The organism is Streptomyces sp. NPDC050549 (assembly GCF_040655035.1).
GTDB lineage: Bacteria > Actinomycetota > Actinomycetes > Streptomycetales > Streptomycetaceae > Streptomyces.
Map to the genome: position 1 here is coordinate 159,343 of NZ_JBFAJD010000015.1, position 26,415 is coordinate 185,757.

The window sequence follows — 26,415 nt, forward strand, 5'->3', positions numbered from 1 at the left end:
TCGCGGGGACTCCATGAATCGGCCCCCACCTGCACGAAGTCCCCTTTGTCCGCTACTGATCGACGGCGGTAATCCCGAGTTCACCGTGGTTCTCTTCCTCAGCGTTCTACGCGCGTGGTGTCATGCGCATGCTCACCACCCCCCACGTGGGCATCAACTCGACTAGGAGTCACGCATGTTGAGGACGCTCCTCAGCCGCGCCGGCGTCACCCTGGTGGCCGGCGCCGCCGTCTTCGTCACCGCCGTCCCCGCCGACGCGGCGACGTACACCGCGTTCGCCTTCTCGCAGACCACAAGCGAGCCGACGATCTACGACTTCATCAACTCGGCCACCTCCTCGCTCGACATGACCATGTACGAGCTGGAGGACACCACCGCCGTCAACGACCTGATAGCGCTGGAGGAAAAGGGCGTCACCGTGCGGGTGGTCCTCGACAACGCGCACCAGTCCGCCAACAGCTCGGCCTACACGGCGCTGACGAACGCGGGCGTCGGCGTGGTGTGGTCGCCGTCCAGCTTCGTCTACACCCACCAGAAGACGATCACCGTGGACGCCACCAAGTCCCTTGTGCTGACGGGCAATCTGACCTCGCAGTACTACACGACCGGCCGCGACTACGGCGTCTTCACCGACGACACCCGGGACGTCGCCGCGATCGAGAAGGTGTTCAACGCCGACTACGCCGGTACCTCGATCACCCCGACCGACGGCGACCACCTGCTCTGGTCCCCCACGGACTCCCGCAGCCGCCTGCTCACCGTGATCAACGCGGCCACCAAGACGCTCGACGTCGAGGAACTGGAGTTCAGCGACAGCACCGTGGTCAACGCGATCGTGGCCAGGGCGAAGGCGGGCGTGACCGTGCGGGTGGTGCTGGAGACCCCGTCGAGCTACGCCAGTGAGGTGTCCGCGATCAAGGCGGCCGGCGGCACGGTCGTCGGGTACTCCGACCCGAACGGCTTCTACATCCACGCCAAGGCGATGGTCGCCGACTACGGTCTCTCCACCCAGGAGGTGGAGGCGGGCTCGATGAACATCAGCAGCAACTCCCTCTCCAACAACCGGGAGTTGGGCATCATCCTCACCGGTACGGGAGTGGCCCAGTCCGTCGCCACCACCATCGAGACCACCTTCAGCAGCGACTACGCGGGCGGAACGGCCGCCTAGTCCGCACGGGTCGACTCCGAGGAAGGGGGCCTCGGGGTCTGCCGGACGGCGCGCAGCGCCAGGGAGAGTTCGGTGATGCCGCGGGGGTCCGCCAGTGAGCGGCCGGCGCGTTCGGCGATCCGGCCCAGGCGGGTGCGCACGGTGTTGGGGTGGACGTACAGCGCCTTGGCGGCCTCCTCGGCCGAACCGCCGGAGTCGAACCGGGCCTCCAACGTGTCCGGCACCAGGGCACGTTCGTCCTCCGGCAGAAACCTCGACAGGGCCGAGGACCTTGGCGGCGACGCGGGCCATGACGCCGCAGGTGCGCAGCCGTCCCAACCTGACGCTGCCGGGCGACATCACGATCGACAGGGTGATCATCCGGGGCGGCCGGGCGCCAGGTGTCGTGGACGCGCTGGGGACGGTCTTCCGGGCCGGTGAAGTGGTGCTCTCCGCGGGGAGTTACGGCAGCCCGGCCATCCTGATGCGCTCCGGTGTCGGCCCCGCCGAGGATCTGCGGGCGCTCGGTATCGACGTGGAAGCCGACCTCCCGGTCGGTCGCAGGCTGCAGAATCACCCCTTCTTCCACTCGTTCGCGCTCACCCCCGACCTCCAGACCCTGACGTCCGCCTTCGCGGCCCAGCCGTGGCTCGCCTCGTCCGAGGCACAGGCCGGCGAGCTGGGCCGCGACATCGTCGCCACCCATCTGCCGGACGGCTCGTTCAGCCCCACCGGCGGGGCGATAGTCCTCGCCGCGGCGGTCACCCGGCCGGAGTCGCACGGCTCGGCACGGCTGGCGAGCCGTGATCCGTACTACGCTCCGGTGATCAACAACAACTGTCCCGCGACGGCCAGGGACCGCGGTCGGATACTGGAGGCCGTGCGGCTCGTGCGACGCCTGGCGGGCACCGCGCCCCTCACGGGTGCGCTGGCCGCCGAACTCGTTCCGGGTGACGCGGTGCGCACCGACGACGAGCTGGAGGCGGCGATCGCGGCAGGGATCGCCACCTACGGCCACCCGACCTCGACCGCGCCCACGGGCGGGCCCTCGGACGAGTGGGCCGTCAGTCGAACTTCTCGACCACCGTCTCGAACTGCCTCACCATGGCCGCCAGCGACCGGCCGTCGATATGGTCCATGACCCGCTTGCGGGCGCTCGCCAGATGGACCGGATACGCCGCCTGAAGGCGCTTCATCCCTTCCGGGGTGAGCGTCGCGACATTCCCCCGCGCGTCTCCCTCGTAGCGCCGCTTCACGACCTGTCCGCGGCCCTGCAGCGCGTCCACCACCCGGGTGATACGGCTCGGCGAGAGCGCGGTCGCCGCGGCGAGGTCCGCCATGCGGAGCTCCTGGTTCTCGGCCTCGGACAGGCTCATCAGTACGACGTACTCGGTGAGGGTCAGCCCCGTGGACCGCAGCAGGTCGTCATCCAGCGAACGCGGCAGCGCGACGATGACACGCATCAGGGCACGCCAGAAACGCTCTTCCTGCACGGTCAGGGCATCGTCGGCGGCCATCCGCGAAGATTAGCGTGCTCAAGCAAGGAATCTCAACCTGTGGCATCCGGATGGTCGCGAGCGGCGCCAACCTGCTCGCCTTCACGACCGGACGCGGCTCGTTGTTCGGTTCCCGTCCCGTGCCGTCGCTGAAGATCAGCACCATCAGCGACCTGTACGAGCGGATGCGCGGCGACATCGACTTCGACGCAGGACCTGCCATGAGCCAACCGGTCAAGTCGCTTACGGAACCGCCCTGTTCGAGGCACTGGTGGACATGGCCTCCGGTGCGGAGAGCAAGGCCGAGGCACTCGGGTTCGGGACCGGGAAGACCGTGCCCTGGCGCACGGGAGCGGTCCTGTGACGGTCAGCCGCGCTCCCGGTACAGGTCGCGCAGCATGGCGATCTCGGCTCCGTGGTGCAGTACTTCCTGGTTGACCCACCACACGATGTCGGTGAACGGCTCCTCCGCGTCGCTGCCGTGCGGATAGGTGCAGTAGCCGACGGTGTCGAGTGCGGTGTCGTCGACGCTCAGCAGTGCCTTGCGCCAGGCATCGGCACCGGCGTCGAAGGCGGCCACCGCGCCGGCCGCGTCGCCGCTGACCCGGTAGTCGTCGCGGGTGAGCGTGCGGCTGCCGGCCGTGTGGTCGGCGCGGAGGGTCAGCAGTTCGGTGAGGTGGCTCAGGCGCCACGCGAGGGTGGTGAAGGGCGGCGGCCAAGGGTGCGGGTGGGCGGCCGAGTCACGGCCCCAATCTCCTTGTCCCTCAAGGACAGTTGCCTTCGGTCCCGGGCCGTCCGCGCGCCGCCGCACCGACCAGCAGCCGGGCACCGGCTCCCAGAAGTACTCCTCGTCGGTCATCGGCCCGACGGGGGTGTGCGTCCCGTCTCCGCTGTCCATGACGGGCCCTGCCATACGACCGGTGAGGCGTTCGCGCGCGAAGTCGAACTGGTCGAGCAGCGGAGCCAGACGGGGTGGGATCACTGGGCGCGCTCCTGTGGCGAGTCGGTCTGTCCTCGACCCGGCAACCTAACAGCGGCTCCGTCGAACCGCCCTTCAATTACTGGCTGCGGGCGCGCAGTCGGCGCAGCATGCGCGGGTCCTCGAAGCCGACCGAGCGGGCGGCGGCGTCGATCGTGGTGCCGTGGCTGATGAGGTGCTCGGCACGTTCGAGGCGGAGGGTCTGCTGATAGCGCAGCGGGGTGAGTCCGGTGGCCCGGGTGAAGAGGCGGGTGAGGGTGCGTTCGCTGACGCCGACGGCCGAGGCGAGGGCGGGCAGGGGCAGCGCTTCGTCGAAGCGGGTGTCGATGAGGTCCTGGGCGCGGTGCACGGTGTCGTCCAGGTGGGAGCGGTGCCTGAGCATCGCGCTGGACTGCGGTTCATGGCCGTTGCGGCGAGCGTAGACGACCATGTCCCGGGCGATCTGGGCGGCCACGGCGGGGCCGTGCCGGGTGGCGACGATGTGCAGGGCGAGGTCGATGCCGCTGGCGATGCCGGCCGAGGTGATGACCCGGTCGTCGGTGGTGAACAGGACGTCCCGAACGACGGTCGCCCTGGGGTGGCGCAGGGCGAGTTCGTCCTGCACGTCGTGGTGGGTGGTGCAGTGGCGGCCGTCGAGGAGTCCGGCCCGGCCCAGCGCGTCGGCTCCGGCGCAGACGCTGGCCACCGTTCCGCCGCGGGCGTGGTGCTCCCGTAGGGCCTGCAAGGGCGTGGAACCGATGGCGGGTCCCTGGGCGAGCCGGAGCGAACGCCAGCCGGGCACCACGATCAGGTCCTCGGGGCCGAGCTCGGGCCAGTCGACCCCGGCCGTCAGCGGCAGCCCCTGGGCGCTGGTGACCTGGGGCTGCTCGGCGACGTAGGAGAGCGCGTAGGGGTGCCCGAAGTCGGCCGCCGTGGAAAAGACCTGCGCGGGGCCGGCCAGGTCCAGCAGGTGGACTCCGGGTACCAGGAAGAAGACGACGTGGCTCACGATCCGGTCATCATGCCTGAGGTGCGGCGGCGGCTTCCAGTTCGGCGACCGTCGCGATGGTGGCGAAGCGGCCGGCGAGGGCGTACTCGGTGCGGCGGATGATCTCGTCGGCGGGGAGGGTGCGGGGGTCGGCCAGGAGTTCGGCGACGGTCTGGTCGGCGGGGGCGTCGCGGTGCGCGATGGGGTTGGTGGCGGTCGCGTCGGTGACGAAGGTGACCTGGTATCCGAAGTCGCTCGCGACCCGGGTGGTGGTCTCGACGCACTGTTCGGTGCGAATGCCGCAGACGGTGAGCTCGCGGACGCCGTGCTCGGTGAGGATCTGCTGCAGGTTGGTGGTGGTGAAGGCGTTGTGCGAGGTCTTGTGGAGGAGGGGCTCGCCCTCCGCGCGCTCCAGTCCGTCGATGAGGCGGACGTGGCCGAGGGCCGGGTCGAAGACGTCGCCGCTGCCGGGCTCGCTGTGCAGTACCCACACGACCAGGTCGCCGGCCCGGCGGGCGAGCCGCACCAGGCGGTCGGCCTGCTCCGCGATCTTCGGGTCGGAGATGGTCTCCCACAGCGGGCGGGCGCGGAAGGATTCCTGGACGTCGATGACGATCAGTGCTCGGTTCATGTTCCAAGACTGCGCCGTGCGGGTGGGGCGGCGACAGGCCGCATCGGGTCCGGGACCGGACCGATCCGGTCACCGGTGAGGCACCCTGTCGCCGCCGTCCGCCTACCTCAGCTCGACGAGCAGATCGCCGCCCTCCACCTGCTGGATGCGGTTGATGGCGAGGCGCGCGACCCGGCCGGACCTGGGGGCGGTGATCGCCGCCTCCATCTTCATGGCCTCGATGGTGGCGACGGTGACACCGGCCTCCACCTCGTCGCCCTCCTCGACCGCGAGGGTGACGACGCCCGCGAACGGGGCCGCTACATGGCCGGAGTTGGCGCGATCGGCTTTCTCCGTGACGGGAATGTCGGAGGCCGCAGCCGCGTCACGCACCTGGATCGGACGGAGCTGCCCGTTCAGTGCGGACATCACGGTGCGCATCCCGCGTTCGTCGGCCTCGCCGACGGCCTCCAGCTCGATGAGGAGGCGGACGCCCGGTTCCAGGTCGACGGTGTACTCCTTGCCGGGCCGGATGCCGTAGAAGAAGTCCTTGCTGTCCAGGACGCTGGTGTCGCCGTAGGTCTGGCGGTGCGTCTCGAACTCGCGGGTCGGGCCGGGGAACAGCAGGCGGTTGAGGGTGGCGCGGCGGTCCTTGTCGAGGGCCGTGCGGTCCTCCGGGGTCAGGTCCTGCACGGGCTTGGGGGCGGCGCGGCCCTGGAGTGCCTTGGTGCGGAACGGCTCGGGCCAGCCGCCGGGCGGGGTGCCCAACTCGCCGCGCAGGAAGCCGATCACGGAGTCGGGGATGTCGTAGCGGTCGGGGGACGCCTCGAAGTCGGCAGGGCTGACTCCGGCGCCGACCAGGTGCAGGGCGAGGTCGCCGACGACCTTCGACGACGGGGTGACCTTGACCAGGTGGCCGAGGATGCGGTCGGCGGCGGCGTACATCGCCTCGATGTCCTCGAAGCGGTCGCCGAGGCCGAGCGCGATGGCCTGGGTGCGCAGGTTGGAGAGCTGGCCGCCAGGGATCTCGTGGTGGTAGACGCGGCCCGTGGGTGAGGCGAGGCCCGCTTCGAAGGGTGCGTAGATCTTGCGGACGCTCTCCCAGTACGGCTCCAGGTCGCCGATGGCCTGGAGGTCGAGGCCGGTGGGGCGGTCGGAGTAGTCGGTCGCGGCGACGATCGCGGACAGGGAAGGCTGCGAGGTCGTGCCCGCCATGGAGGCCACCGCGCCGTCGACGGCGTCCGCGCCGGCCTGGATCGCGGCGAGGTAGGTGGCGAGCTGGCCGCCCGCCGTGTCGTGGGTGTGCAGGTGCACCGGCAGGCCGAACTCGCGGCGCAGCGCCGACACGAGGGTCGCGGCGGCGGGTGCGCGCAGCAGGCCCGCCATGTCCTTCACGGCGAGGACGTGGGCGCCCGCCTCCACGATCTGTTCCGCGAGGCGGAGGTAGTAATCGAGCGTGTAGAGACGCTCGTTGGGGTCGGACAGGTCGGAGGTGTAGCAGAGGGCGACCTCGGCGATCGACGTTCCGGTCGCGCGTACGGCATCGATCGCCGGCCGCATCTGTCCTACGTCGTTCAGCGCGTCGAAGATGCGGAAGATGTCGATACCGGTGGCGGCGGCCTCCTGGACGAAGGCGTCGGTGACCTGGGTCGGGTAGGGCGTGTAGCCGACGGTGTTGCGGCCTCGCAGCAGCATCTGGAGGCAGATGTTGGGAACGGCCTCGCGCAGGGCGGCGAGTCGGTCCCAGGGGTCCTCGGCGAGGAAGCGCAGCGCCACGTCGTAGGTGGCGCCGCCCCAGCACTCCAGGGAGAGCAGTTGCGGCACCGTGTGGGCGACCACCGGGGCGACCGCGAGGAGGTCCTTGGTGCGGACGCGGGTGGCGAGGAGCGACTGGTGGGCGTCGCGGAAGGTGGTGTCGGTGACGCCGATCGTCGGTGACTCGCGCAGGTGGCGGGCGAAGCCCTCGGGGCCGAGTTCGGCGAGCAACTGCCGTGATCCGGCCGGGGGTTCGGTGGCCGGGACGGGCGGCAGCTTGGTGGTGGGGTCGATCAGGTCGGGGCGTTCGCCGTGCGGCTTGTTGACCGTGACGTCGGCGAGGTAGGTGAGCAACTTGGTGCCGCGGTCGGCGGAGTGACGGGCGGTCAGCAGATGCGGGCGCTGCTCGATGAAGGACGTGGTGATGCGCCCGGCCTGGAAGTCGGGGTCGTCCAACACCGCTTGCAGGAAGGGGATGTTGGTGGCCACACCGCGGATGCGGAACTCGGCGACGGCACGCCGTGCGCGGTTGACTGCGGTGGTGAAGTCCCGTCCCCGGCAGGTGAGTTTGACCAGCATGGAGTCGAAGTGCGCGCTGATCTCCGTACCGGCGTGGGTGGTTCCGCCGTCGAGACGGATGCCGGAGCCGCCGGGCGAGCGGTAGGCGCTGATCCGGCCGGTGTCGGGGCGGAAGCCGTTGGCGGGGTCCTCGGTGGTGATACGGCACTGGAGGGCGGCGCCGTGCAGGGTGACCGTCTCCTGCGAGAGGCCGAGGTCGGCGAGGGTCTCTCCGGAGGCGATCCGCAACTGCGCCTGGACGAGGTCGACATCGGTGACCTCCTCGGTCACCGTGTGCTCGACCTGGATGCGCGGGTTCATCTCGATGAAGACGTGGTTGCCGTGCGGGTCGAGGAGGAACTCGACGGTGCCCGCGTTGCGGTAGCCGATCTCGCGGGCGAAGCGGACGGCGTCGGCGCAGATGCGGTCGCGCAGGGCGGGGTCGAGGTTGGGCGCGGGGGCCAGCTCGACGACCTTCTGGTGGCGGCGTTGCAGCGAGCAGTCGCGCTCGAAGAGGTGGATGACGTTGCCCTCGCCGTCGGCGAGAATCTGCACCTCGATGTGCCGGGGGTCGACGACGGCCTTCTCCAGGAACACCGTGGCGTCGCCGAACGCGGACATGGCCTCGCGGGCCGCCGCCTCGATGGACTCGCGCAGGACGGCCGGGTCCTCGACACGGCGCATACCGCGCCCGCCGCCACCGGCGACGGCCTTCACGAAGACCGGGAAGCCGATCTCCCCGGCGGCGCGCACCAGTTCGTCGACGTCGGTGGAGGGCGCCGAGGAGCCGAGCACCGGCACACCGGCCGCGCGGGCGGCGGCGACCGCGGTCGCCTTGTTGCCGGTCAGCTCCAGGATGTGGGCACTGGGGCCGACGAAGGTGATGCCCGCCTCCTCGCAGGCGCGGGCGAGTTCAGGGTTCTCGGAGAGGAACCCGTAGCCCGGGTACACCGCGTCCGCTCCCGCGCGCTGTGCCGCGCGGACGATCTCGTCGACCGAGAGATAGGCGCGGACCGGATGCCCGGGCTGACCGATCTCGTAGGCCTCGTCGGCCTTGAGCCGGTGCAGCGAATTGCGGTCCTCGTGGGGGAAGACGGCGACCGTGCGCGCGCCCAGCTCATAGCCGGCGCGGAACGCCCTGATCGCGATCTCTCCACGGTTGGCGACCAGCACCTTGCGGAACATTCCGGATCCCTTCAGCCTGCCGGTGACGTGCACCATGGTGTCGGCGTCACCCCTTTAACGCCATGTGAGCCGGGACACTAGTCGCAAAGGTGTCGCGCGAGGCCCTCGACCGGGCCAACGGTAAAGAAATCGTATGGTCTAGTCCAAAGGGCAATTTGGTCCAGTCCAATCCATTGACGTGGCCGCGACATCGCCAGAAGCTGGGCGCCTCCCCCACTCCCACCGGAGGCACAACGTGACACGTCTTCGCGCATGTCTCGGCGCGGCAGCCGCCGTGACGCTCGCCGCCGCGGGCACGACCGCTCTCATCGCGACCAACGCCGAGGGCGCGACCAACGCGGCCACCGCGCTGAGCAACCGCTGGTACGCCGCGGCCCCCTACCTGATGCCGACGGACAACAACCCGCCCGACGCCGGCACCATCATGGACGCCACCGGCCTCAAGGCCTTCCAGCTCGCCTTCGTCCTCGCCCCCAACGGCGGCGGCTGCACCCCCACCTGGGGAGGCACCTCACCGGTCTCCTCGGACACCGCCGTCCAGTCGGTCATCAACACGATCCGCGCCAAGGGCGGCGACGTCTCCGTCTCCATCGGCGGCTACGGCGGCACCAAGCTCGGCCAGGTCTGCTCCGACCCGGCCTCGACGGCCGCGGCCTACCAGCAGGTCATCACCAAGTACGGTCTGCACGCGATCGACTTCGACCTGGAGGAGCCGGAGTACGAGAACACCGCGGCCATCCACAACGAGATCGGCGCGGCCAAGATCCTCCAGCAGAACAACTCGGGCCTGTACGTCTCGGTCACCACGGCCGGTACGGCGGACGGCACCGGCTGGTTCGGCAAGCAGATGCTGCTGGAGGCCAAGTCGCAGGGGTTCACCCCGAACAACTTCTCCATCATGCCGTTCGACGGAGGCTTCAACGGCGCAGCCTCCCAGACCAGCGCGCTCACCAACTTCAACTCCATCCTGCAGTCCACGTTCGGCTGGGACCAGGCGACCGCGTACGCCCACGAGGGCTTCTCGGGCATGAACGGGCGCAGCGACACCGGTGAGTACTTCACCCAGGCCGACTTCCAGACGGTCCTGAACTACGCCACCAGCCACAACATGGACCGCTTCACGTTCTGGTCGCTCAACCGCGACCGTCAGTGCAGCCCGGTCGACAACGGCGGTACGACGTCCGGGACCTGCTCCAGCGTGGCGCAGAACGCGTGGGACTTCGCCAAGTACTCGGTGCAGTTCGCGGGTGTGACCCCGCCGACCTCGACTCCGACTCCCACGCCGACTCCCGGCACCTGCAAGACGGCGTGGAGTTCCACGGCCGTCTACACACAGGGCAACGAGGTGTCGTACGGCAACCACAACTGGGTCGCCAAGTGGTGGACCCAGAACGAGGTGCCCGGTGCCTCCCAGTGGGGCCCCTGGCAGGACGAGGGCGCCTGCTGATCCGGCGGGATCAGCAGGAAATGGGCAGCGACGTCGAGCAGGCCTTGGGAAGGGCGTACCCGGCGTCGCTGTCCGCCGTCCGGAGTCCGTTGCTAGCGAAGGATGTTGACCGCCCGCGCGACCACCAGGACGACGATCGACACGGAGACCGAGGACTGACCCATCATCAGCATCTTGGCCCAGCGCGAGAGCGGCATCACGTCGGTCGGGCTGAAGGCGGTGGAGTTGGTGAAGGACAGGTACACGTAGTCCAGGAACGCCGGTTCCCAGTCCGGTGGCGCGGTCTCCGGGCTCTGCATCTGGACGAAGAGGAAGTCGGCGTACTGGTGGTTGCCCATGACCCGCGCCATCGGTCCGCCGCGATCCCACTCCCAGTACCACAGCGCGAACACGATGACGTTCGTCAGCCAGATGCCCCCGCCGGTCAGCAGCAGCGGTCCGGCGTCCAGGCCCTCGGTGCCCCTGACCAGGCCGACCACCAGCCGGACCGCCGCCCAGCTGTTGGCCAGGCTGATCATTCCCGTCAGCACCAGGCTCGGCCAGCGCAGCCACCGCGTGCCGGGCTCGATCCGCCGGGGATTGGCGACGAACAGACCGATCATCAGGACGAGTTCCAGTACCGGCAGCAGCCAGTACGGCTGGAAGGCGAGCCGGTGCGGCAGCATCAGCTGCACGGCGACCGCCACCAGGATCACGGCCGACACGGCAAGCCGCGTCTCCCCGTGCGTCACCCGCTGCCACGCGGGCACCACATCGCGCCTGCTGTCCTCCAGCAGCCGCTCGATCCTGGCCAGGCGGCTCTGGGGGTCGTCGCTGTCGTCCGTCATGACACCGATTGTCCCCGGCCGGGGGTCGGTCCCGTGACACGCCCCACCCTGGGTGGGCCGATTGCGGTCAACTCCGCAGTGGTTCCGCCAACCGCCCCAACAACCCCGCGACCAGCGCGGTCTGCCCGGGCACCGTGTCGGGATGGATGAACTCCCCCTGCGCATGCGCCCCGTCGCCGACCGCGCCCATCCCGCACAGCACCGGCAGGCCGAGCGCGGCGACGAAGTTGGCGTCGCTGGCGCCGCCGACGGCGGTGTCGCGCAGGGGTGCGCGGCCCTGCTCGCGGGCGACCTCGCGGGCGAGGCCGAGCAGCGGGACGGAGGCCGTGTTGAGGGTCATCGGCGGGCGGTTCCAGGCGTGGTCGATCTCGATGCGGACGCGCGGGTCGCTGACCTCGATGGCGTCCAACTCGGCGTCGACCCGGTCCTGTTCGGCCGCGCTGCTGACCCGGATGTCGACGCCCGCGGTCGCCTGCCCTGCGACGACGTTGATGGCCGAACCGCCCTTGATGAGACCGGTGTTGATGGTGGTGCCCTTCTCCGGAGCGGCCACGGCCGCGGCGGCCACCACGAACTCGGACAGCGCGGTGATCGCGCTCGCCCCGTCCTGCGGTGCGAGCCCCGCATGGGACTCGACACCGCTGGCCGTGACCTGGAAGATCCCGGTGCCCTTCCGGGCGGTCTTCACCGCGCCGTGCGCACTCGGCTCCAGGACCAGCGTCGCGTCCACCTTCCGGGCGAGCTCCTCGATCACCGGCCGTGAGGACAGCGAACCGATCTCCTCGTCGCCGTTGAAGAGGAAGCTGACAGTGGGCAGCGGCACGCCCGTCTCACGGGCCAGCTTCAGGGCCCAAATCCCTTGCGCCAGACCGGTCTTCATGTCGAAGATGCCGGGACCGCTCAGCCGCTCCCGCCCGTCCTCGGACGGCCCCGGCTGCTGCCATCCGGCGAGAGTCCCGGTCGGCCACACGGTGTCGTAGTGCCCGACGAGCGCGACATGCCCGGCGCCGGTGCCGCCGTAGGTCAGGGTGAGGGTGTCGCCGCATTCGCCGCCCGGGTGCCGCTGTTCCCGGTCGGGGCGGCCGAGCCGCTCCACGGTCAGTTCGCGCAGCAGGTCCAGGCCGGTCGCGAGGGCGGGAAGGTCGTAACTGCCGGTCTCGTGACGGACGAGGGTCAGGATGTCGTCGACGATCCGCGACCAGGCGTCCTGGGCGCGGGTGGTGAGGGTGGCGGCGGGTGCGTGTGAGGCGGTCATGATCTGCTTTCTGTTCCGGACCGGCGGGTGACGTTGCTCAGTCGGGGTTCAGCCGATGCCGAGCGGGATGCCCAGCAGGTACCAGGCCACGAAGAACGCGACCCAGACGACCCAGACGACGGCGGCGACAGGGATCGTGAAGGAGGCCAGGGTGCCGATGCCCGCCGACTTGCGGTACTGCTGGATGAAGCCCAGGGCCATGACGAAGTAGGGGCTCATCGGGGTCACGCAGTTGGTGACCGAGTCGGCGACGCGGTAGACGGCCTGGGTGGTCTCGGGCTCGATGCCGACGAGCATCAGCATGGGGACGAGGACCGGCGCAGCGAGCGCCCACAGTGCGGAGCCGCTGGTGACGACGAGGTTCATGAAGGTGATCAGTACGGCGATGCCGACGAGCACCGTCCAGCCGTGGAGGTGAAGGTCGCGCAGGGTCTCGGCGCCCTTGATGGCGAGGATGTTGCCGATGTTCGTCCACTTGAAGTAGGCGAGGAACTGGGCGATCGCGAAGAACAGGACGAGGATCGGCGCCATGGAACGGGTGCCGTCCACCATCGCGCCGATGCTGTCGCGGGCCGCGGTGAAGGTGTCGGCCAGCCGGCCGTAGACGGTGCCTAGCACGGCGAAGAACACACCCAGGACGAGCGCCATCCCGCCGATGAGCGGGGAGTCGACGATGCCGCCGCCCTCGCCGCGCAGGGGGGAGGAGGCGGGGATCATGGCCGCCGCGAGGAACACGAGGAAACCGACGGCTACCAACCCGGTGGTGCGCAGGGCGCGTTGCTGCCGCTCGGTGACCTCGATCTCCGCCAGTTCCTCCGCGTTGGGGGCGGCCACCGGCTCGTCGGTCTCCAGGTCCGTACGGCGTGCGAGAACCTTGTCGACGACGAGGGTGATCGCCAGGGCTACCAGGACGGACGAGCCGAGGCCGAAGAAGTAGTTGGCGACCGGGGTGACGACGTAGTGCGCGTCGATGGTGTGGGCGGCGGCCGTGGAGATCCCGGACAGCAGGACGTCGGTGGTGGTCAGCGACGGGGAGGCGTCGTATCCGGCGGCGATCGAGACGTAGGCGACGACACAGCCGAGGACCGGGCTGCGGCCGGCCGCGCGGAAGACCAGGGCGCCGAGCGGGATGAGGGTGACATAGGCGGCGTCGCCCGCGACATGGCCGACCATGGCCGTCATCGACAGGGCGAAGGTGAGGTACCGGCCCGGCACGCGGGCGACCATGCGGCGCAGCAGGGCGGAGAAGAGTCCGCTCCTCTCGGCGACGGCGATGCCGAACATCACGGTGAGGATGGTGGCCAGCGGCGGGAAGGCCGCGTAGTTGTCGACGGCTCCCTCGACGGCCGTGGTGAGGCCGTCCTTGCTGAGCAGGTTCTGCACCTTGATGGTCTCGTGCGTGCCGGGGTGCACGGCGCTCAGACCGGTCGCCGCGAGTACGGCGCTGAGGACGGCGACGACGCCCGCGAGGATCCAGAACAGCCAGAAGGGGTTGGGGAGCCTGTTCCCGATCTTCTCGATCGCCGCCAGGCCCCGGAACGCGGTGCGCAGGGCCCTCGACCGAGGCTCGGTGGACTGCGGCTGAGGCTGGGCCGAGGTGACACTCATCGGTACCTCTTCACACAATGGGGGGGATGTTCCTGCGAACGATGGCACCACAATGAGAGATTCTCCATCCCCTGGATGTAACGGCGGGATTAAACGGCATCTAGAGTGAGACCCATGACCCGCCCTCTCCTCGACGAGCTCGACCGGCGCCTCATCGGCGCGCTGCACCTGGCGCCCCGGGCCACCTGGGACGACATCGGCGAGATCCTGGCCGCCGACGCCAGCACGCTCAAACGCCGCCACGACCGCCTGCACGAGGCCCGCATGGTGCGCGTGATCGGGCAGGCCGACTGGGGCATCCACTCCACGGCGATGCCGGTCCACGTCTTCCTGGACATCACCGGCGAGAGCCCACTGGCCGTTCTCCACCGGCTCCGCGGCCTGCCGCATCTCCAGCTGCTGGCGCAGATCTCGGGCGACTACCCGCTCTACGTCGTCGTGCACGCCCCGTCGGAGGCTGCGACCAGCGAGGCGATCGACCGGATGTTCTCGGTGCCCGGTGTCCGCCGCGTCAACGCCCTGCCCGCGCTCAGCACCCTGCGCCGGGGCCGGACCTGGGACCCGCAGTTCCTCACGGACACCGAGCGCGCCGAGCTGCTGAAGCTCGCCGGCGCCCGCCCCGAGGGCACCGCGACCGCCACGCCCCCGGCGAAGCCGCTGAGCGAGGCGGAACGCGGCGTCGTCACCGAGCTGCTCCGGGACAGCCGCGCGTCCGCCGCGAGCGTCTCGCGGGCCACCGGTCTGGCCACCTCCACCGCGCATCGCGTCGTCCGCCGGGTCCTGGACGAGGGATGGGTCAAGCCGCGCCTGGAGATCGTGTCGGAGTGGCTCGGCTTCCGGACTGCGTTCATCCTGCGCCTGCGCGTGGCGCCGGGTGCGACCCCCGAGGTCATGCACCGCATCGACCAGCTCCCGCAGACCCGGCTCGCCGCGCATGTCGCCAGCGACATGTCGGTGCTCGCCACGGGGCTGGTGACCGACCGCTCCGCCCTGGCGCTCTTCGTCGACGCCGAGCTGGCCAGGATCCCCGGCCTGCTCGGCGTCAGCGTCTCCGTCATGCTCGCCGAGCCGCGCCGCTACTGGCTGGACCGCGACCTGACCACCGGCCTCGGCACCTTCCACGCACCGGCGCTGCTGTGAGCGTGTCCTCGTGCGTCAGCCGGTGCCGAAGGACCCGGTGGCGTAGGCGCACTCCGTGTAGATGTAGCCCGACCTGAGCTTGGCCGTGTCCGAGGCCGGGCTCGCGGTCGAACTGTCCGGACGGTGCACGAAGTACGTGGTGCCGGTCGGCAGACTGATCGTCTTCTGCGGGTAGTTCTTGCCACCGCTGCACGGCTTGAACCCGGACAGCAGGGTGGTGGTCAGGGAGTACGTCGTGCAGCTGCCGCAGGCCTTGAGCGTGAAGCTGCCGGTGACCGGCCCGGTGTAGAGGACGGTGATGTCGTCCGGGCTGTCGTTCTTCACCGTGACGGAGATGCTGCCGCCGGACGCGGTGGTCGGCAGCTTCTTGCCCGCGGCGGGGATGGTCTGGGCCACCTCGGCGGCGATGGCGATCTTCTTGGCGCGGGCCCGGTTCTTGTCGTGCGTGTTGTTCTTCACGAAGTCGTTCATCGTGGTGAGCGCCGAGTCGAAGTCACCGGACTTGTACTGCGAGACACCGCACTGGTAGGCCCCGGCGTCGGCCTGGCTGCCGGCCCGCGTGGCGTCCGCGCCGAGCGCGTCGGCCACGCCCGCCTGTCCGCCCTGCAGGCTCCCGATCTGGGAGGAGAGACTGTTCAACTGCTCGACGGCCGCGCACGGTTGACTGCCGCTCACGCCCTGCGCCGCCTTGGTGACGGCCGACTTGACGGCCGGTTCGACCTCGCCTGCCTGGGACGACTGTGGGAACGTGGCCAGCAGATCCCCGAAGTTCGTCGGCCAGTCGGCGCCCTGCGTGGCCAGCGAGGCGGAGGCGCATTCGTAGAGAGAGGTGGCCAGCCGGTCGTCGGGCCAGGTGGTCAGCGTCCCCAGCTGCTTCTTGCCGATGGTGCCCGGGACGGTCCGCAGATACTTCAACTGGGGTATCGCGTCACAGTAGTTCTTCTGCGAGTAGGCCCCGGCGACCGTCGTGTAGAACGTCTTCAGCCGGTCGGGCACCTTGGCGGCGGCCCGCGATCCGGAGTGCGCGGTGGTGAGGTCGTCGTACACCCCCAGCGCCTGGCGGTAGTGGGGCTCGGCCGCGGAGAACGACAACCTTCCGCTGTCCGCCACGAGTTGGTCGGCCTTCTCCAGCCGGTCGAGGAGCATCTGCTGGGTCGCCTCGTCACGGGCGTTGTCGTACAGCACCACTCCCCCGGCGGGTACGGCGAGCAGCACCAGGCCCAGCAGGATCGCGAGGGGTGTGGGCGCGGGCCACGCCAGCCGGGTGCGCAGACCCACCAACGCGCCGTGGACGGCGGCGAATCCGAGGAACACGACGTACAGCACGAGGAGCGGGCCCGAGACGCCGTCCGGGTCGGCGGGCAGGGCCACCAGCAGCAGGACGACGGTCGCGACCCAGCACACTGCCATCAGCAGCCAGCGGCGCGTCAGCGCGTAACCGAGGCCGAGGCCACTGAGGTTGAGGAGGCCGACCGCGACGGATCTGAGTCGGTCCGGCGGAGCGGGTGGCGGTGACGTGGGCATGGGTGGGACGGCAAACCCTTGATACCCCTGGTTTCCCTGATACCCCTGATAACCGCCGTACTGGTCACCGGACATGGTTCTCCCCCCGCTCAACAACGCCCCCGTTACCGTGACTTGTCAGTGTACGGTCGGGTTTGCCGCTAGGACAGTGGAGCCCGCGGGGTACCTCCGCCCCTCAGCACCCTGGACAACCCCAGCGCCGCCGTCCGTACCGCCGGGGCGAGTTGGGCGGGCCGGAAGCGGGCGCGCGGTACGGCGACCGAGAAGGCGGCGAGCGCGGCGTCACCGGCGAACACCGGGGCCGCGATGCAGCTCACCCCCGAGGCCGCCTCCTGCTGCTGCCCGGCATCGGAACCGTCCACGACCTCAAGCGGGCCCATGCGCTGGGCGTCCGCTCGGCACGGGTCGCCACACACTGCACCGAGGCCGACATCTCCGCCCAACACTTCGTGGCAGCAAGGGAGTTGGGCGTGGATGTGGCCGGTTTCCTGATGATGTCCCACATGACCGAGCCCGCCGAACTCGCCCGCCAGGCCAAGCCGATGGAGTCCTACGGCGCCCACTGCGTGCATGTCACCGACTCCGGCGGCAGGTTGCCGATGTACGGGGTCCGTGACCGCTTCCGCGCGTACCGCGAAGTCCTGGCCCCGGAAACCGAGTCGGGCATCCACACCCACCACGACCTCGCGCTCGGCGTGGCCAACACGGTCGTCGCGGTCGAGGGCGGTGCGATACGCGTCGACGCCTCCCTCGCGGGCCAGGGCGCGGGAGCGGGCAACTGCCCGCTGGGGGCGTTCGTGGCGGTCGCCGACCTGATGGGCCGGAAGCACGGCTGCGACCTGTTCCCACTCATGGACGCGGCCGACGATCCCGTACGACCGCTGCAGGACCGCGAGGTGCGGGTGGACCGCGAGACCCTCAGCCTCGGGTACGCGGGCGTGTACTCCAGCTTCCTGCGCCACGCGGAGACGGCCGCCGCCCGCTGCGGCCTCGACACGCGCGGCATCCTGGTCGAGGCGGGGCGGGGCGATGGTCGGCGGCCAGACATGATCACGGACATCGCGCTGGACCTGGTCGCACGCGCGGCGGATCCGGCCCGAGCCGGGATCGGCCGCGAGAACGCGGGTGTCGGCACCTCATGACGCCGACACCCGTGGGGAGTTGAGGCGGACCGACCCGACGGTATCGAGTTGGTCTAGTCCTCTTGACGGAGAGCCGCGCGGGCGCTTTGGTATATACCAAAGCCTCACACGCCACCCCCCACCACCCCCCTTATAGGCACCCCCGAAAGGGGATCTGTCATGCGCCTGGCAAGACTCGCGGCTTCCGTGTGCACCCTCGCGCTCTCGGTCACCGGCGTCACCGTCGCCCTGGCCCCCGCGAGCAGCGCCGCGGGAAGCAGCGTCTACTCCGTGGCCCCCTACGTCGACATGTCGAACAGTCAGGAAGGACTGCTCGACACCGCCATCACCGGACACCAGCTCAAGGCGTACACAGCGGCCTTCGTCCTCGGCGTCGGCTGCAACCAGATCTGGGGCGACACACTGCCCATCGGCAACGACTCCTTCACCGACCCCCTGATCGCCAAGGCCAAGTCCGAGGGCGCGTCGGTCATCATCTCCTCCGGCGGGGCCAGCGGCGAGCCGCTGGCCTGGACGTGCTCGACGCAGAGCAGCATCGACGCCGGATACCAGGCCGTCATCAACGACTACGGCGTCACCCAGCTCGACTTCGACATCGAGGGCGCCGCCATCGCGGACACCGCCGCGGTGGCCCGCCAGATGCAGGCGATGAAGGACCTCAAGGCGGCCAACCCGAACCTGAAGTTCTCCATGACCCTGCCGGTGCTGACGAGCGGGCTCACCGGCGACGGCGTCAACATCGTCAAGGCCGCCAAGAGCGCGGGCATCAAGATCGACGTGCTCAACATCATGGCCATGGACTACTACGCGGGCACCGGCACCGAGATGGGGCAGGCCGCCGTCTCCGCGGCCAAGGCCACGCTGGCGCAGATGCAGTCCGTCGACTCCGGCTACACCTACGCCAACCTCGGCATCACGCCGATGATCGGCAAGAACGACGACGGTTCCACCTTCACCCTGGCGGATGCCCAGACGGTGGAGAGCTTCGCCGCGCAGAACAGCGTCGGCCGGCTGGCGTTCTGGGCGATCACCCGGGACCAGGCGTGCAGCGGCAGCGCCAACTCCCTGCCCACGTGCAGTCAGATCAGCCAGAACAGCCTCGCGTTCACCGACGCGTTCGTGCCCTACACGGGCTCGGGCGGCGGTGGAGGCGGAGGCACCACCAGCGACTTCTCGGTGTCCCTGTCGCCGGGCTCGGCCTCGGTGGCCCAGGGCGGTTCGGCGACCTCTACCGTCTCCACCGCCGTCACCTCCGGCAGCGCCGAGTCCGTCAGCCTCGCCGCCTCCGGTGCACCCTCCGGCGTCAGCGTCTCGTTCAGCCCCAACTCCGTAACATCCGGGGGCAGTTCGACACTGACGGCGACGGTCGGCTCGTCCGTGGCCGCGGGCAGCTACTCGATCACCGTCACCGGCACCGCCGCGACCGGCAGCCACAGCGCCACGTACACGCTCACCGTCACCACCAGTGGTGGCGGAGGCGGCGGTGGGGGCTCGCTGACCAACGCGGGCTTCGAGACCGGCAGTCTGATCCCGTGGACCTGCACGGGCGGCAGCACGGTGGTGTCCAGTCCCGTACACAGCGGCAGCCACAGCCTTCAGGTGACGCCCAGTGCGAGCGGCACCGGCGAATGCGACCAGAGCGTCACCCTGTCCCCCAACAAGAGCTACACACTCACCGCCTGGGTGCAGGGACCGTACGCCTACCTCGGGGTGAGCGGCGGTGCCTCGGCGAGCACCTGGTCGAACAACACCAGCTGGAACCAGCTGTCGCTCACCTTCACCACCGGCAGCAGCGGCACGGTCACCGTCTTCGTCCACGGCTGGTACGGCCAGTCCAACGTCACCGCTGACGACTTCACCCTCAGCTGACGGCCCGCCGACGTACCGGCGACGGCGCCCAGGGGACCCCTGTCCTCCTGGGCACCGTCGGCGTCCACCGGCCCGGTGTCATTGGCCGGGCAGCCCCTGGACAACCGGGGCAACCGGCTCACGGCGGTTGTGGCGGCGGATGACCAGCCACGTGATCCAGCCGACGCCGATGATGAACCCGAAGCTGATGATCCGGTAGAGCACGACAGTGGCGATGGCGGTGCTGGTCGCCACACCACCCGTGACCAGCCCGAGGACGAGCGCGCTGTCGATGATTCCGAGTCCGCCCGGGATGATCGTTAGGGTGCCGGCGGCCATGCCCGCACAGAAGGCCAGCAGTAGTTGGGGGTTGCTGATCCGGGTGTCGCTTATGGCGTGGAAGCACAGCCACAGACAGCCCGCGTCGAGCAGCCAGTTGAGCACGGCGAAGACAGCGGCGGCGACGGCGTGCCGGGGTTGCAGCCGGGCGGTGCGGAGTTGCTCGACGAAGCCGCGGATCCGGTCAAGGCCCTGGGTCTCGGGAAGGTGCCGCAGCTTGTTGACCTTGGCGAGCGCGGCCCGGGTGGCCGGTTCGACCTTCTCCGGATGCCGGGTGATGCGCCGGATGCCGACGGTGAGCAGCAGGACCGCCAGGCCGAGGGTGACGAGGCTGTGCCACTGCAGACTGCCGTCGGAGGCGATCGCGGAGATCGCGGTGACGACGGCCAGGGCCGCCGCGGAGAGTATGCCGGACAGCGCGATGCACCAGGAGGCCACGGCTGGTGTGGCTCCGAAGCGCCGCATCTGCTGGTAGTTGAAGTGGGTGGAGAAGGCCGGTCCGCCGGGCAGTGTGACGCTGAGCGAGTGGGCGGCGTAGGCCAGGGCGACGTGCTTCTGGATCGGCACGATCACCCCGGCCGAGCGCAGCAGCCGGCGCTGCATGCGCGCGTAGCAGCCCATGGCGCCGACTTCGGCGACGAGCGCGACGGCGAACCAGTTCAGCCGGGGTGCGCGCAGTTGTGACAGCGCGGCGGCGAGCGACGGCCAGCCCAGCACCAGTTCGGTGGTGAACAGCGCGAGCAGAACCGTGATCACCACCGGGCGCAGCCAGCGTCGGGTGCGAAGCGGCGCCGTGTCGGCCGGTTCGGGGGTGATGGCGGTGGTGTCCGGAGCGTGCACAGGCAGGACCGTCGATTTCGTGAAATGAGCTTCAACCGTCGGCGATCCCGTCGCCGCTCAAGGCGGGGACGGTGTTCTCCGAGCGGACGAGGGAGCGGGCGCCGAGGCTGAACTGTGCCAGTTTATGCACGATGACCTGGCGGACCGGAGTGTGCCCCGTCCCTTCGTCCCGCGCGTGCGCCGTCTCCGCGCCGTACCCGTGGCACCGAGCGCGATCATGCGGGCCCCCGGCTGCACGAAGGGGCCCGCCTCGCACCGGGGTTCAGACGAAGTCGGCGTGCTCCTGGCCGCGGCTGGTCTCCGTCTCCTCGGGCTCCGGCTCGCCGGCAGCGCGGCGCCCGGGCAGGACCGCGAGGACGATCAGTGTGCCGGCGGCCATGATGGTGCCGCCGACCAGGCTGGTCTGCGCGACACCGTGGGGGAAGGCCTCGTGCACGGCGTCGACCAGGGCCTGTGCCTGCTGCGGTCCGGCGGACGGCGTCTTCGCGATCTCCTGGGCGACCGCCGGACCGCCGCCGGCCGAGTCCTTGGCGGTGTCCAGCGCGGCGGCGGGGAGGTGGCCGCCGGCCAGGTCGGTCAGCTTGTCCTTGTAGGTGGTGCCCAGCAGCGAGCCGAGGATGGCGATGCCGAGGGAGCCGCCGAGTTCCAGCGCGGTGTCGTCGGCGCCGCCGCCGACGCCGAGCTCGTTCTCCGGGAAGGAGCCCATGATCGTGTCCGTGGCCGGGGAGACGCTCAGCCCGATGGCGAAGCCGAGCAGCATCATCGTGGGCAGGAAGTCGCCGTAGGTGAAGGCCTTGTCGACCTGGGTGAGCAGGAAGACGGCCACGGTGCCGAGCACCATGCCGGTCACCGCCATCGGGTTCATGCCGAGATTGCGCCCTTCAGCGCCTCCGCGGCCTCCTCGGCCAGGGCCTCCCGGCCGGGGAAGTGTCCGAACAGAGTGCGCCGCACCACGCCGGAGGCGCGGGCGAGTTCATCCAGGGTGATGTCCGGGTTCCGGCCGAGTTCCCGGCGGGCCGTGGCCAGGATGCGTTCCCGGTTGGGGCGCGCGTTGCTTCGCTGGGGGACCCGGGCCGGAGGCTTGGTCACGGACAACCTCGGTGCGGTGCGGGAACGACGGAGCAGGAGCGGACAGTACGTCCAGTCTGGCACGATCCAGCGGGCGTCCGGCGTCCAGGCCGTCCGCTCAGTAGGGCCGAAGGTAGCGGTCGAGCCGGGACCGCGCCCTGTTCACGCTGAGTCCCAGTGCCTTGCCGAGCGCCTCGCCCGACACGTCGTCGGCCCGCACCCCGTACGCGGCCTCCCTGCCGGCCCGGGCCGCCATGCGCTCCAGCATGGCCACCGCCTTCAGCGCGGCCACCGGCGCCGTCTCCGCAAGGGCGTCGAGCCGCTCCTCCAACTGCTCCATCAGGTCGGAGAGTTCCTCGGGCAGCGGGACCGTACGGCGTTCGACCGCGCTGATGTGCTCCCACCAGTCCTCGTACGCGTCGGACGTGTCCAGGTCGTCCAGGTCGTGGTCCTCCACCTGGTCCCAGTCGATGGGACGGCTCTCGCCGCGCCAGCCGCACGCGCAGGAGGCCCGCCAGGCCGCCGCCTTGGGGCGGCCCAGCCAGCCGTTGTACGCCCACCACTCACGCGTCTGGAATCCGTTGGTGCCGCTGCCGACGTCCAGATACACGGGTTTGGGCTCACTGCCGTCGGCGAGGGTCGCCCCCACGATGCCCTCGTGGGATTCCCCGAACTCCTCACTCCGCCACGCCACAACTCCCCCTTCCGGCAACCCTGTCACGGCCGGTCCGGCACCCTGGGTGCCGGACCGGTCACAGTACGAGAGTCCCGCGGAACGGACGCCCCGGGAGGGTGATTTCCCCCAACAGACCGGATTGTTGGGCAGGATGGGCCCGTCAGGCGACCGCGGGATCGAGCAGCCCCGCGCGCAGACGCCGGAGCATACGGCTGATGAGGCGGGACACGTGCATCTGGGAGATGCCGAGTTCCTCGCCGATCTCGGCCTGAGTGCGCTCCTCGACGTAGCGCATGTGGATGATCTTCCGCTCCCGCTCGTCGAGTTGGGCGATCAGGGGGGCCAGGGAGTTGAGGTCGTCGACCAGTTCGAGACCCGGGTCGTCCGCGCCGATGACGTCGGCGAGCACGGTCTCGCCCTCGGCGCCGGCGTCGGAGCTGAGCGCGGCGTCGAGCGAGGAGGATGTGTAGCCGTTGGACGCCTTGCGGGCCTCGATGACCTCCTCCTCGGTGAGGCACATCAGCTCGGACAGTTCCCGGGTGGTGGGCGTACGGCCCAGGCGGGAGCGGAGTTCCTCGGTCGCCTTGGCGAGCTCGACGCGGGCCTCCTGCAGCCGGCGCGGCACATGGACGGCCCAGCTGGTGTCGCGGAAGAAGCGCTTGATCTCGCCGACGATGTAGGGGACGGCGAACGAGGTGAACTCGACCTGCCGGGTGAGTTCGAAGCGGTCGATCGCCTTGATGAGTCCGATCGTGCCCACCTGGACGATGTCCTCCATCTCGTTGTTGCTGCGGCTGCGGAAGCGGGCCGCCGCATAGCGCACGAGGGAGAGGTTCATCTCGATCAGGGTGTTGCGCACGTACTGGAACTCGTGGGTGCCCTCCTCCAGCGAGGTCAGCCGGTCGAAGAACTGGCGCGACAGTTCACGCGCGTCCTTCGGGCTCACCTTCGACGGCTCCGCGATCAACGGGAGCGACTCCTCGGCCGCCACCCGCCGCCCTGCCGTGGCCGGTGCCTTCGCTGCCGTCACGGCTCCCATAACGCCCACCCCATTCGTTCGAACGAACTACCGACAACAGCCCCCTGCCCCGGTTCGCACGCCTCACTCCCCCTCGTTCGGTCAAATCCGGGGCGGGCGCCTGTCTTTCGATGCGCAGCCCGACCCGACAGCTCACGCGCCCTTGCGGCCGACGCCCGCGTAGACCCAGTACTCCGACGGGTTCTCCGGAATCTCGTCCTCGGCGTCCGGGCGCCACAGGGGGACATAGGTCAGACCGGGTTCGACGAGGTCGAAGCCGTCGAACAGGCCGAGGATCTCGTCGTGGGAGCGGGCGGTGACGGGCGAGGTGGCCTTGGAGCGGTACAACTGGCCGACGGCCGCGGCGGTGTCCGGGCGGTCCTGGTTCGTCGCGTGGCTCAGCGCCAGCCAGCTGCCGTCGGGCAGCGCGTCGCGGAACGCGGCGACGATGCCGGCCGGGTCCTCCGCGGGCGTGATGAAGTGCAGGATCGTGATCATCAGGACGGCGACCGGCTGCTCGAAGTCGATCAACTTCCTTACCTGCGGGGCGGACAGGACCTCGGCCGGCCGCCGGATGTCGGCGTCGACGATGTCCGCGTCCGGATTGTCGGCGAGGAGAGAGGCGCTGTGCGCGACGGCCACCGGATCGTTGTCGACGTAGACCACGCGGGCGCCGGGGCCGGCCGCCTGCGCGACCTCGTGGACGTTGCCCTGGGTGGGGATGCCGGAGCCGAGGTCGATGAACTGCCGTACCCCGGAGGCGACCAGGAGGCGCACGGCCCGGCCGAGGAAGTCGCGGTTGGCCCGGGCCAGGGTGCGCACCTGGGGGTCGATCGCCGTGAACGCCGCCAAGGCCTCGCGGTCTATGGCGAAATTGTGCTCGCCGCCCAGCATCGCGTCGTACATTCGGGCGACGCTCGCCTTGTCCGGATCGATCCCCTGCGGCAGACCTCCACTACCTGGCACTGCAACTCCTCTTCACCCGATGATCCTTGACGAGTCATCATATGATTGCTGTCGAACGCACGGCAGACCGCATGCCCCACGCCACGCGGCCGGTCCCCACCCGGAAAGGCACGACCCTGCGGAACGAACCGCGCAGTCACTACGGTGACGCACTCCCTGCCGGGCCCCCACGCCGCAGGCAGGTCTTCGCCCCCGCCGCGGACGTGATCGGCTCGGAGCTCGATCTGCGGCTGACCGGTACCCATGTCGTGCACGCACTGACACCGGGGTTCTGCGACGCGGCATCGGTGTATCTGCTGGAGCGGTGGGTGCTGGAGGAGAACGCCACTCCCTCCGTCGATCCGGCCCAGATCGAGGCGCGCCGGCTGGCGGTGCGGGTGGGTGCGGAGGCGCAGGAGACCTGGGACGGTGTGCTGCCGGTCGGTGAGGTGATCGTCTTCCCGCGCGAGACGCCGTACGCGCGCGCCCTCGCCACCGGGCACACACAGGTGCTCGACGGGGTGGACACCCACACCTCGCAGCGCCTGCTGGCCTCCGCGGGCGGGGACGCGCAGCGCATAGACGATCTGCTGCGGACGGCGTCCTTCCTCGTGGTGCCGATCCAACTGCGCGGTGCCGTCATCGGTTTCATCGCCTGCACCCGCGGCCCGGAGCGGGAACCGTTCCTGCCCGGGGAGGCCGTGGCCGTGGAGTCGCTGGCGGACCGGTCCGGGGTGGCCCTGGACAACGCGCGTCGCTACGAACGCGAGCGCCGCACCGCCCTCGCCATCCGCAACAGCCTGCTCCCGGACCCGGCCCGGCAGTTCCCCGGCTGCCGTATCGCCCACGGCTATCTCCCCGCCGGCCAGGGCAACATCATCGGCGGCGACTGGTTCGACGTACTGCCACGCCCCGGCGGCCGGGTCGGCCTGGTCGTCGGCGACGCGATGGGACACGGCCCCGACTCCGCCGTCGCCATGATCCAGCTACGCACGGCCGTACGCACCTTGGCCCGGCTCGACATGGAACCGGCCGAACTCATGCGCCGCCTCGACGAGTTGGCCTACGACACCCCGGGCGCGTCCTTCGCGACCTGCATCTACGCCGAGTGGGACGCGGCGTCGCACACCTGCACGCTGGTCGGCGCCGGGCACCCTCCCCCCGTGCTGCGCGGCCCCGGGGGACCGGGCGCACCCGTCGTCCTCGCCAGCGCGGGACTGCCGCTGGGACTCGGCACCGGCAACTACGAGTCCACGGTGCTGACCGTCTCCGAGCCGTCCCTGCTCCTGCTCTACAGCGACGGACTGGTGGAGTCCCGGCACGCCGACATCGACCAGGAGATCGCCCGGCTGGCCGCGGCCCTCGACACGGCCGCCGCCGAACCCGCGCCGTCCGGCGGCCCCGACGCGTTCCCCACGCTGTGCGAGCGGCTGCTCCGCTCCCCCGGCGCGGTGCCCGGAGCCGACGACCGCACGCTGCTGCTGGCCGAGTTGACGCCCGCGACCACCTGAACAGGCCGCGGGCGTCCTCGCCGCCCGCATCGTCCGGGATCAGCGCCCGGTCGGCAGCATGGCCCACACGGCCTTGCCACCCGTGAGCGCCGATCGGTCGACCCCCCAGGTGTCCGCGAGCGCCTGCACGATGAACAGCCCGCGCCCGCTCTCGTCGTCGACACACGGCTCGCAGCGGGAGAGGCCGCGGCCGGAGTAGTCGTGGTCGTGCACCTCGATGCGCAGACAGCGGTCGTCGACGATGCCGACCCCGCACAGGAGCCGTGAGCTGGGGGTGTGACACACACCGTTGGTGGCCAACTCCGAGACCAGGAGCACCGCGTCGTCACGCACGCTCTCGGGCAGGCCCCACTTGGCCAGTTGCGCGCCCATGACATGGCGGGCGACCCGGACGCCGGAGCGGTGCGCAGGAAGTTCCAGCCAGTGCGCCAGGTCGGGGCTGGCGACGTCTAAAAGCTGCGGGGAGGGAGTCGTGTGGGGGGACACGGTGGTTCGCCTTCCATCGGGGGCGTGCGCAGGCGGGAGACGCG

General features: G+C 70.3%; 21 protein-coding genes and 6 pseudogenes. 8 read left to right on the top strand and 19 right to left on the bottom strand.

What is annotated here, in order from left to right; genetic code table 11:
- Nucleotides 1-175 precede the first annotated feature (175 nt).
- Nucleotides 176-1,168 (top strand): phospholipase D-like domain-containing protein, encoded by a 993-nt coding sequence (locus AB0I51_RS23075; RefSeq protein ID WP_362977928.1) that lies wholly within the window; start codon nt 176-178, stop codon nt 1,166-1,168.
- Here AB0I51_RS23075 and AB0I51_RS23080 read toward each other — a convergent pair.
- Nucleotides 1,165-1,392: a helix-turn-helix domain-containing protein gene (locus AB0I51_RS23080; protein WP_362977930.1), complete on the bottom strand. Its 228-nt coding sequence runs from the start codon at nt 1,390-1,392 to the stop codon at nt 1,165-1,167. The genes AB0I51_RS23075 and AB0I51_RS23080 overlap by 4 nt on opposite strands.
- 77 nt (nt 1,393-1,469) lie before the next feature.
- On the opposite strand from AB0I51_RS23080, the gene AB0I51_RS23085 reads away from it, so the two are divergent.
- Nucleotides 1,470-2,288, top strand: coding sequence for a GMC oxidoreductase (locus AB0I51_RS23085; protein ID WP_362977932.1), 819 nt, complete (start codon nt 1,470-1,472; stop codon nt 2,286-2,288).
- On the opposite strand, the gene AB0I51_RS23090 is transcribed toward AB0I51_RS23085, so the two are convergent.
- Nucleotides 2,212-2,664 carry a MarR family transcriptional regulator gene (locus AB0I51_RS23090; RefSeq protein ID WP_362977934.1) on the bottom strand — a complete coding sequence of 151 codons (453 nt, stop codon included), beginning with the start codon at nt 2,662-2,664 and terminating at the stop codon, nt 2,212-2,214. The two genes, AB0I51_RS23085 and AB0I51_RS23090, sit on opposite strands and share 77 nt — an antisense overlap.
- 50 nt (nt 2,665-2,714) lie before the next feature.
- On the opposite strand from AB0I51_RS23090, the pseudogene AB0I51_RS23095 reads away from it, so the two are divergent.
- A pseudogene (locus AB0I51_RS23095) lies at nt 2,715-2,813 on the top strand (hypothetical protein); the annotation flags it as partial.
- Between the two features lie 197 nt (nt 2,814-3,010).
- Here the strand turns inward: AB0I51_RS23095 and AB0I51_RS23100 are convergent.
- The 4 genes from AB0I51_RS23100 to AB0I51_RS23115 form a co-directional block, all read right to left on the bottom strand.
- The gene (locus AB0I51_RS23100) at nt 3,011-3,625 is read right to left on the bottom strand and encodes a DinB family protein (RefSeq protein ID WP_362977936.1); all 615 of its coding nucleotides are present in this window, start codon (nt 3,623-3,625) and stop codon (nt 3,011-3,013) included.
- A 76-nt stretch (nt 3,626-3,701) separates the two neighbouring features.
- Nucleotides 3,702-4,610, bottom strand: a complete 909-nt coding sequence (locus AB0I51_RS23105) for a DJ-1/PfpI family protein (protein WP_362977938.1) — start codon at nt 4,608-4,610, stop codon at nt 3,702-3,704.
- Between the two features lie 10 nt (nt 4,611-4,620).
- The gene (locus tag AB0I51_RS23110) at nt 4,621-5,220 is read right to left on the bottom strand and encodes an isochorismatase family protein (RefSeq protein ID WP_362977940.1); all 600 of its coding nucleotides are present in this window, start codon (nt 5,218-5,220) and stop codon (nt 4,621-4,623) included.
- A gap of 102 nt (nt 5,221-5,322) precedes the next feature.
- Nucleotides 5,323-8,697: a pyruvate carboxylase gene (locus AB0I51_RS23115; protein ID WP_362978020.1), complete on the bottom strand. Its 3,375-nt coding sequence runs from the start codon at nt 8,695-8,697 to the stop codon at nt 5,323-5,325.
- 235 nt (nt 8,698-8,932) lie between these two features.
- Between AB0I51_RS23115 and AB0I51_RS23120 the strand changes: the two genes are divergently transcribed.
- On the top strand, nt 8,933-10,144 hold the full coding sequence (locus AB0I51_RS23120; protein WP_362977942.1) for a chitinase: 1,212 nt from the start codon (nt 8,933-8,935) through the stop codon (nt 10,142-10,144).
- A gap of 92 nt (nt 10,145-10,236) precedes the next feature.
- Here AB0I51_RS23120 and AB0I51_RS23125 read toward each other — a convergent pair whose 3' ends face one another.
- The 3 genes from AB0I51_RS23125 to AB0I51_RS23135 all read right to left on the bottom strand — a co-directional run bounded on the left by AB0I51_RS23125 (nt 10,237) and on the right by AB0I51_RS23135 (nt 13,834).
- A complete protein-coding gene (locus AB0I51_RS23125; RefSeq protein ID WP_362977944.1) occupies nt 10,237-10,971 on the bottom strand; it encodes a hypothetical protein in 735 nt (244 codons plus the stop codon).
- 67 nt (nt 10,972-11,038) lie between these two features.
- Nucleotides 11,039-12,226, bottom strand: coding sequence for a M20 family metallopeptidase (locus AB0I51_RS23130; protein ID WP_362977946.1), 1,188 nt, complete (start codon nt 12,224-12,226; stop codon nt 11,039-11,041).
- Between the two features lie 48 nt (nt 12,227-12,274).
- Complete coding sequence (locus tag AB0I51_RS23135) at nt 12,275-13,834, bottom strand: AbgT family transporter (protein WP_362977948.1); 1,560 nt, start codon at nt 13,832-13,834, stop codon at nt 12,275-12,277.
- Between the two features lie 114 nt (nt 13,835-13,948).
- Between AB0I51_RS23135 and AB0I51_RS23140 the strand changes: the two genes are divergently transcribed.
- Entirely contained in the window at nt 13,949-14,974 is a 1,026-nt protein-coding gene (locus AB0I51_RS23140) for an Lrp/AsnC family transcriptional regulator (protein ID WP_362977950.1), read from the top strand.
- Between the two features lie 15 nt (nt 14,975-14,989).
- On the opposite strand, the gene AB0I51_RS23145 is transcribed toward AB0I51_RS23140, so the two are convergent.
- Together AB0I51_RS23145 and AB0I51_RS23150 are read right to left on the bottom strand one after the other, a co-directional pair.
- Nucleotides 14,990-16,498: a hypothetical protein gene (locus tag AB0I51_RS23145; protein ID WP_362977952.1), complete on the bottom strand. Its 1,509-nt coding sequence runs from the start codon at nt 16,496-16,498 to the stop codon at nt 14,990-14,992.
- A gap of 140 nt (nt 16,499-16,638) precedes the next feature.
- Nucleotides 16,639-16,839, bottom strand: a pseudogene (locus AB0I51_RS23150) (IclR family transcriptional regulator C-terminal domain-containing protein); the annotation flags it as partial.
- On the opposite strand from AB0I51_RS23150, the pseudogene dmpG reads away from it, so the two are divergent.
- Nucleotides 16,831-17,640: pseudogene (gene dmpG / locus AB0I51_RS23155) on the top strand (4-hydroxy-2-oxovalerate aldolase); the annotation flags it as partial. The pseudogenes AB0I51_RS23150 and dmpG overlap by 9 nt on opposite strands.
- 159 nt (nt 17,641-17,799) lie before the next feature.
- Nucleotides 17,800-19,509: a carbohydrate binding domain-containing protein gene (locus AB0I51_RS23160; protein ID WP_362977954.1), complete on the top strand. Its 1,710-nt coding sequence runs from the start codon at nt 17,800-17,802 to the stop codon at nt 19,507-19,509.
- A 78-nt stretch (nt 19,510-19,587) separates the two neighbouring features.
- Here AB0I51_RS23160 and AB0I51_RS23165 read toward each other — a convergent pair whose 3' ends face one another.
- From AB0I51_RS23165 to AB0I51_RS23195, 7 genes and pseudogenes are all read right to left on the bottom strand, one after another.
- Complete coding sequence (locus AB0I51_RS23165; protein WP_362977956.1) at nt 19,588-20,667, bottom strand: YbhN family protein; 1,080 nt, start codon at nt 20,665-20,667, stop codon at nt 19,588-19,590.
- 31 nt (nt 20,668-20,698) lie between these two features.
- Nucleotides 20,699-20,824: pseudogene (locus AB0I51_RS23170) on the bottom strand (extradiol ring-cleavage dioxygenase); the annotation flags it as partial.
- Between the two features lie 105 nt (nt 20,825-20,929).
- Nucleotides 20,930-21,538: pseudogene (locus AB0I51_RS23175) on the bottom strand (MFS transporter); the annotation flags it as partial.
- A pseudogene (locus AB0I51_RS23180) lies at nt 21,535-21,756 on the bottom strand (TetR family transcriptional regulator); the annotation flags it as partial. The pseudogenes AB0I51_RS23180 and AB0I51_RS23175, both read right to left, overlap by 4 nt.
- A 97-nt stretch (nt 21,757-21,853) precedes the next feature.
- On the bottom strand, nt 21,854-22,429 hold the full coding sequence (locus AB0I51_RS23185) for a hypothetical protein (protein WP_362977958.1): 576 nt from the start codon (nt 22,427-22,429) through the stop codon (nt 21,854-21,856).
- Nucleotides 22,430-22,571: 142 nt separating this feature from the next.
- Nucleotides 22,572-23,450, bottom strand: coding sequence for a SigB/SigF/SigG family RNA polymerase sigma factor (locus AB0I51_RS23190; RefSeq protein WP_362977960.1), 879 nt, complete (start codon nt 23,448-23,450; stop codon nt 22,572-22,574).
- 132 nt (nt 23,451-23,582) lie between these two features.
- Nucleotides 23,583-24,395 carry an SAM-dependent methyltransferase gene (locus tag AB0I51_RS23195; RefSeq protein WP_362977962.1) on the bottom strand — a complete coding sequence of 271 codons (813 nt, stop codon included), beginning with the start codon at nt 24,393-24,395 and terminating at the stop codon, nt 23,583-23,585.
- Between the two features lie 71 nt (nt 24,396-24,466).
- Here AB0I51_RS23195 and AB0I51_RS23200 point away from each other — a divergent pair, with 71 nt between their 5' ends.
- The gene (locus tag AB0I51_RS23200; protein WP_362977964.1) at nt 24,467-25,885 is read left to right on the top strand and encodes a SpoIIE family protein phosphatase; all 1,419 of its coding nucleotides are present in this window, start codon (nt 24,467-24,469) and stop codon (nt 25,883-25,885) included.
- A 39-nt stretch (nt 25,886-25,924) separates the two neighbouring features.
- On the opposite strand, the gene AB0I51_RS23205 is transcribed toward AB0I51_RS23200, so the two are convergent.
- Nucleotides 25,925-26,371 carry an ATP-binding protein gene (locus AB0I51_RS23205; RefSeq protein ID WP_362977966.1) on the bottom strand — a complete coding sequence of 149 codons (447 nt, stop codon included), beginning with the start codon at nt 26,369-26,371 and terminating at the stop codon, nt 25,925-25,927.
- Nucleotides 26,372-26,415 lie beyond the last annotated feature (44 nt).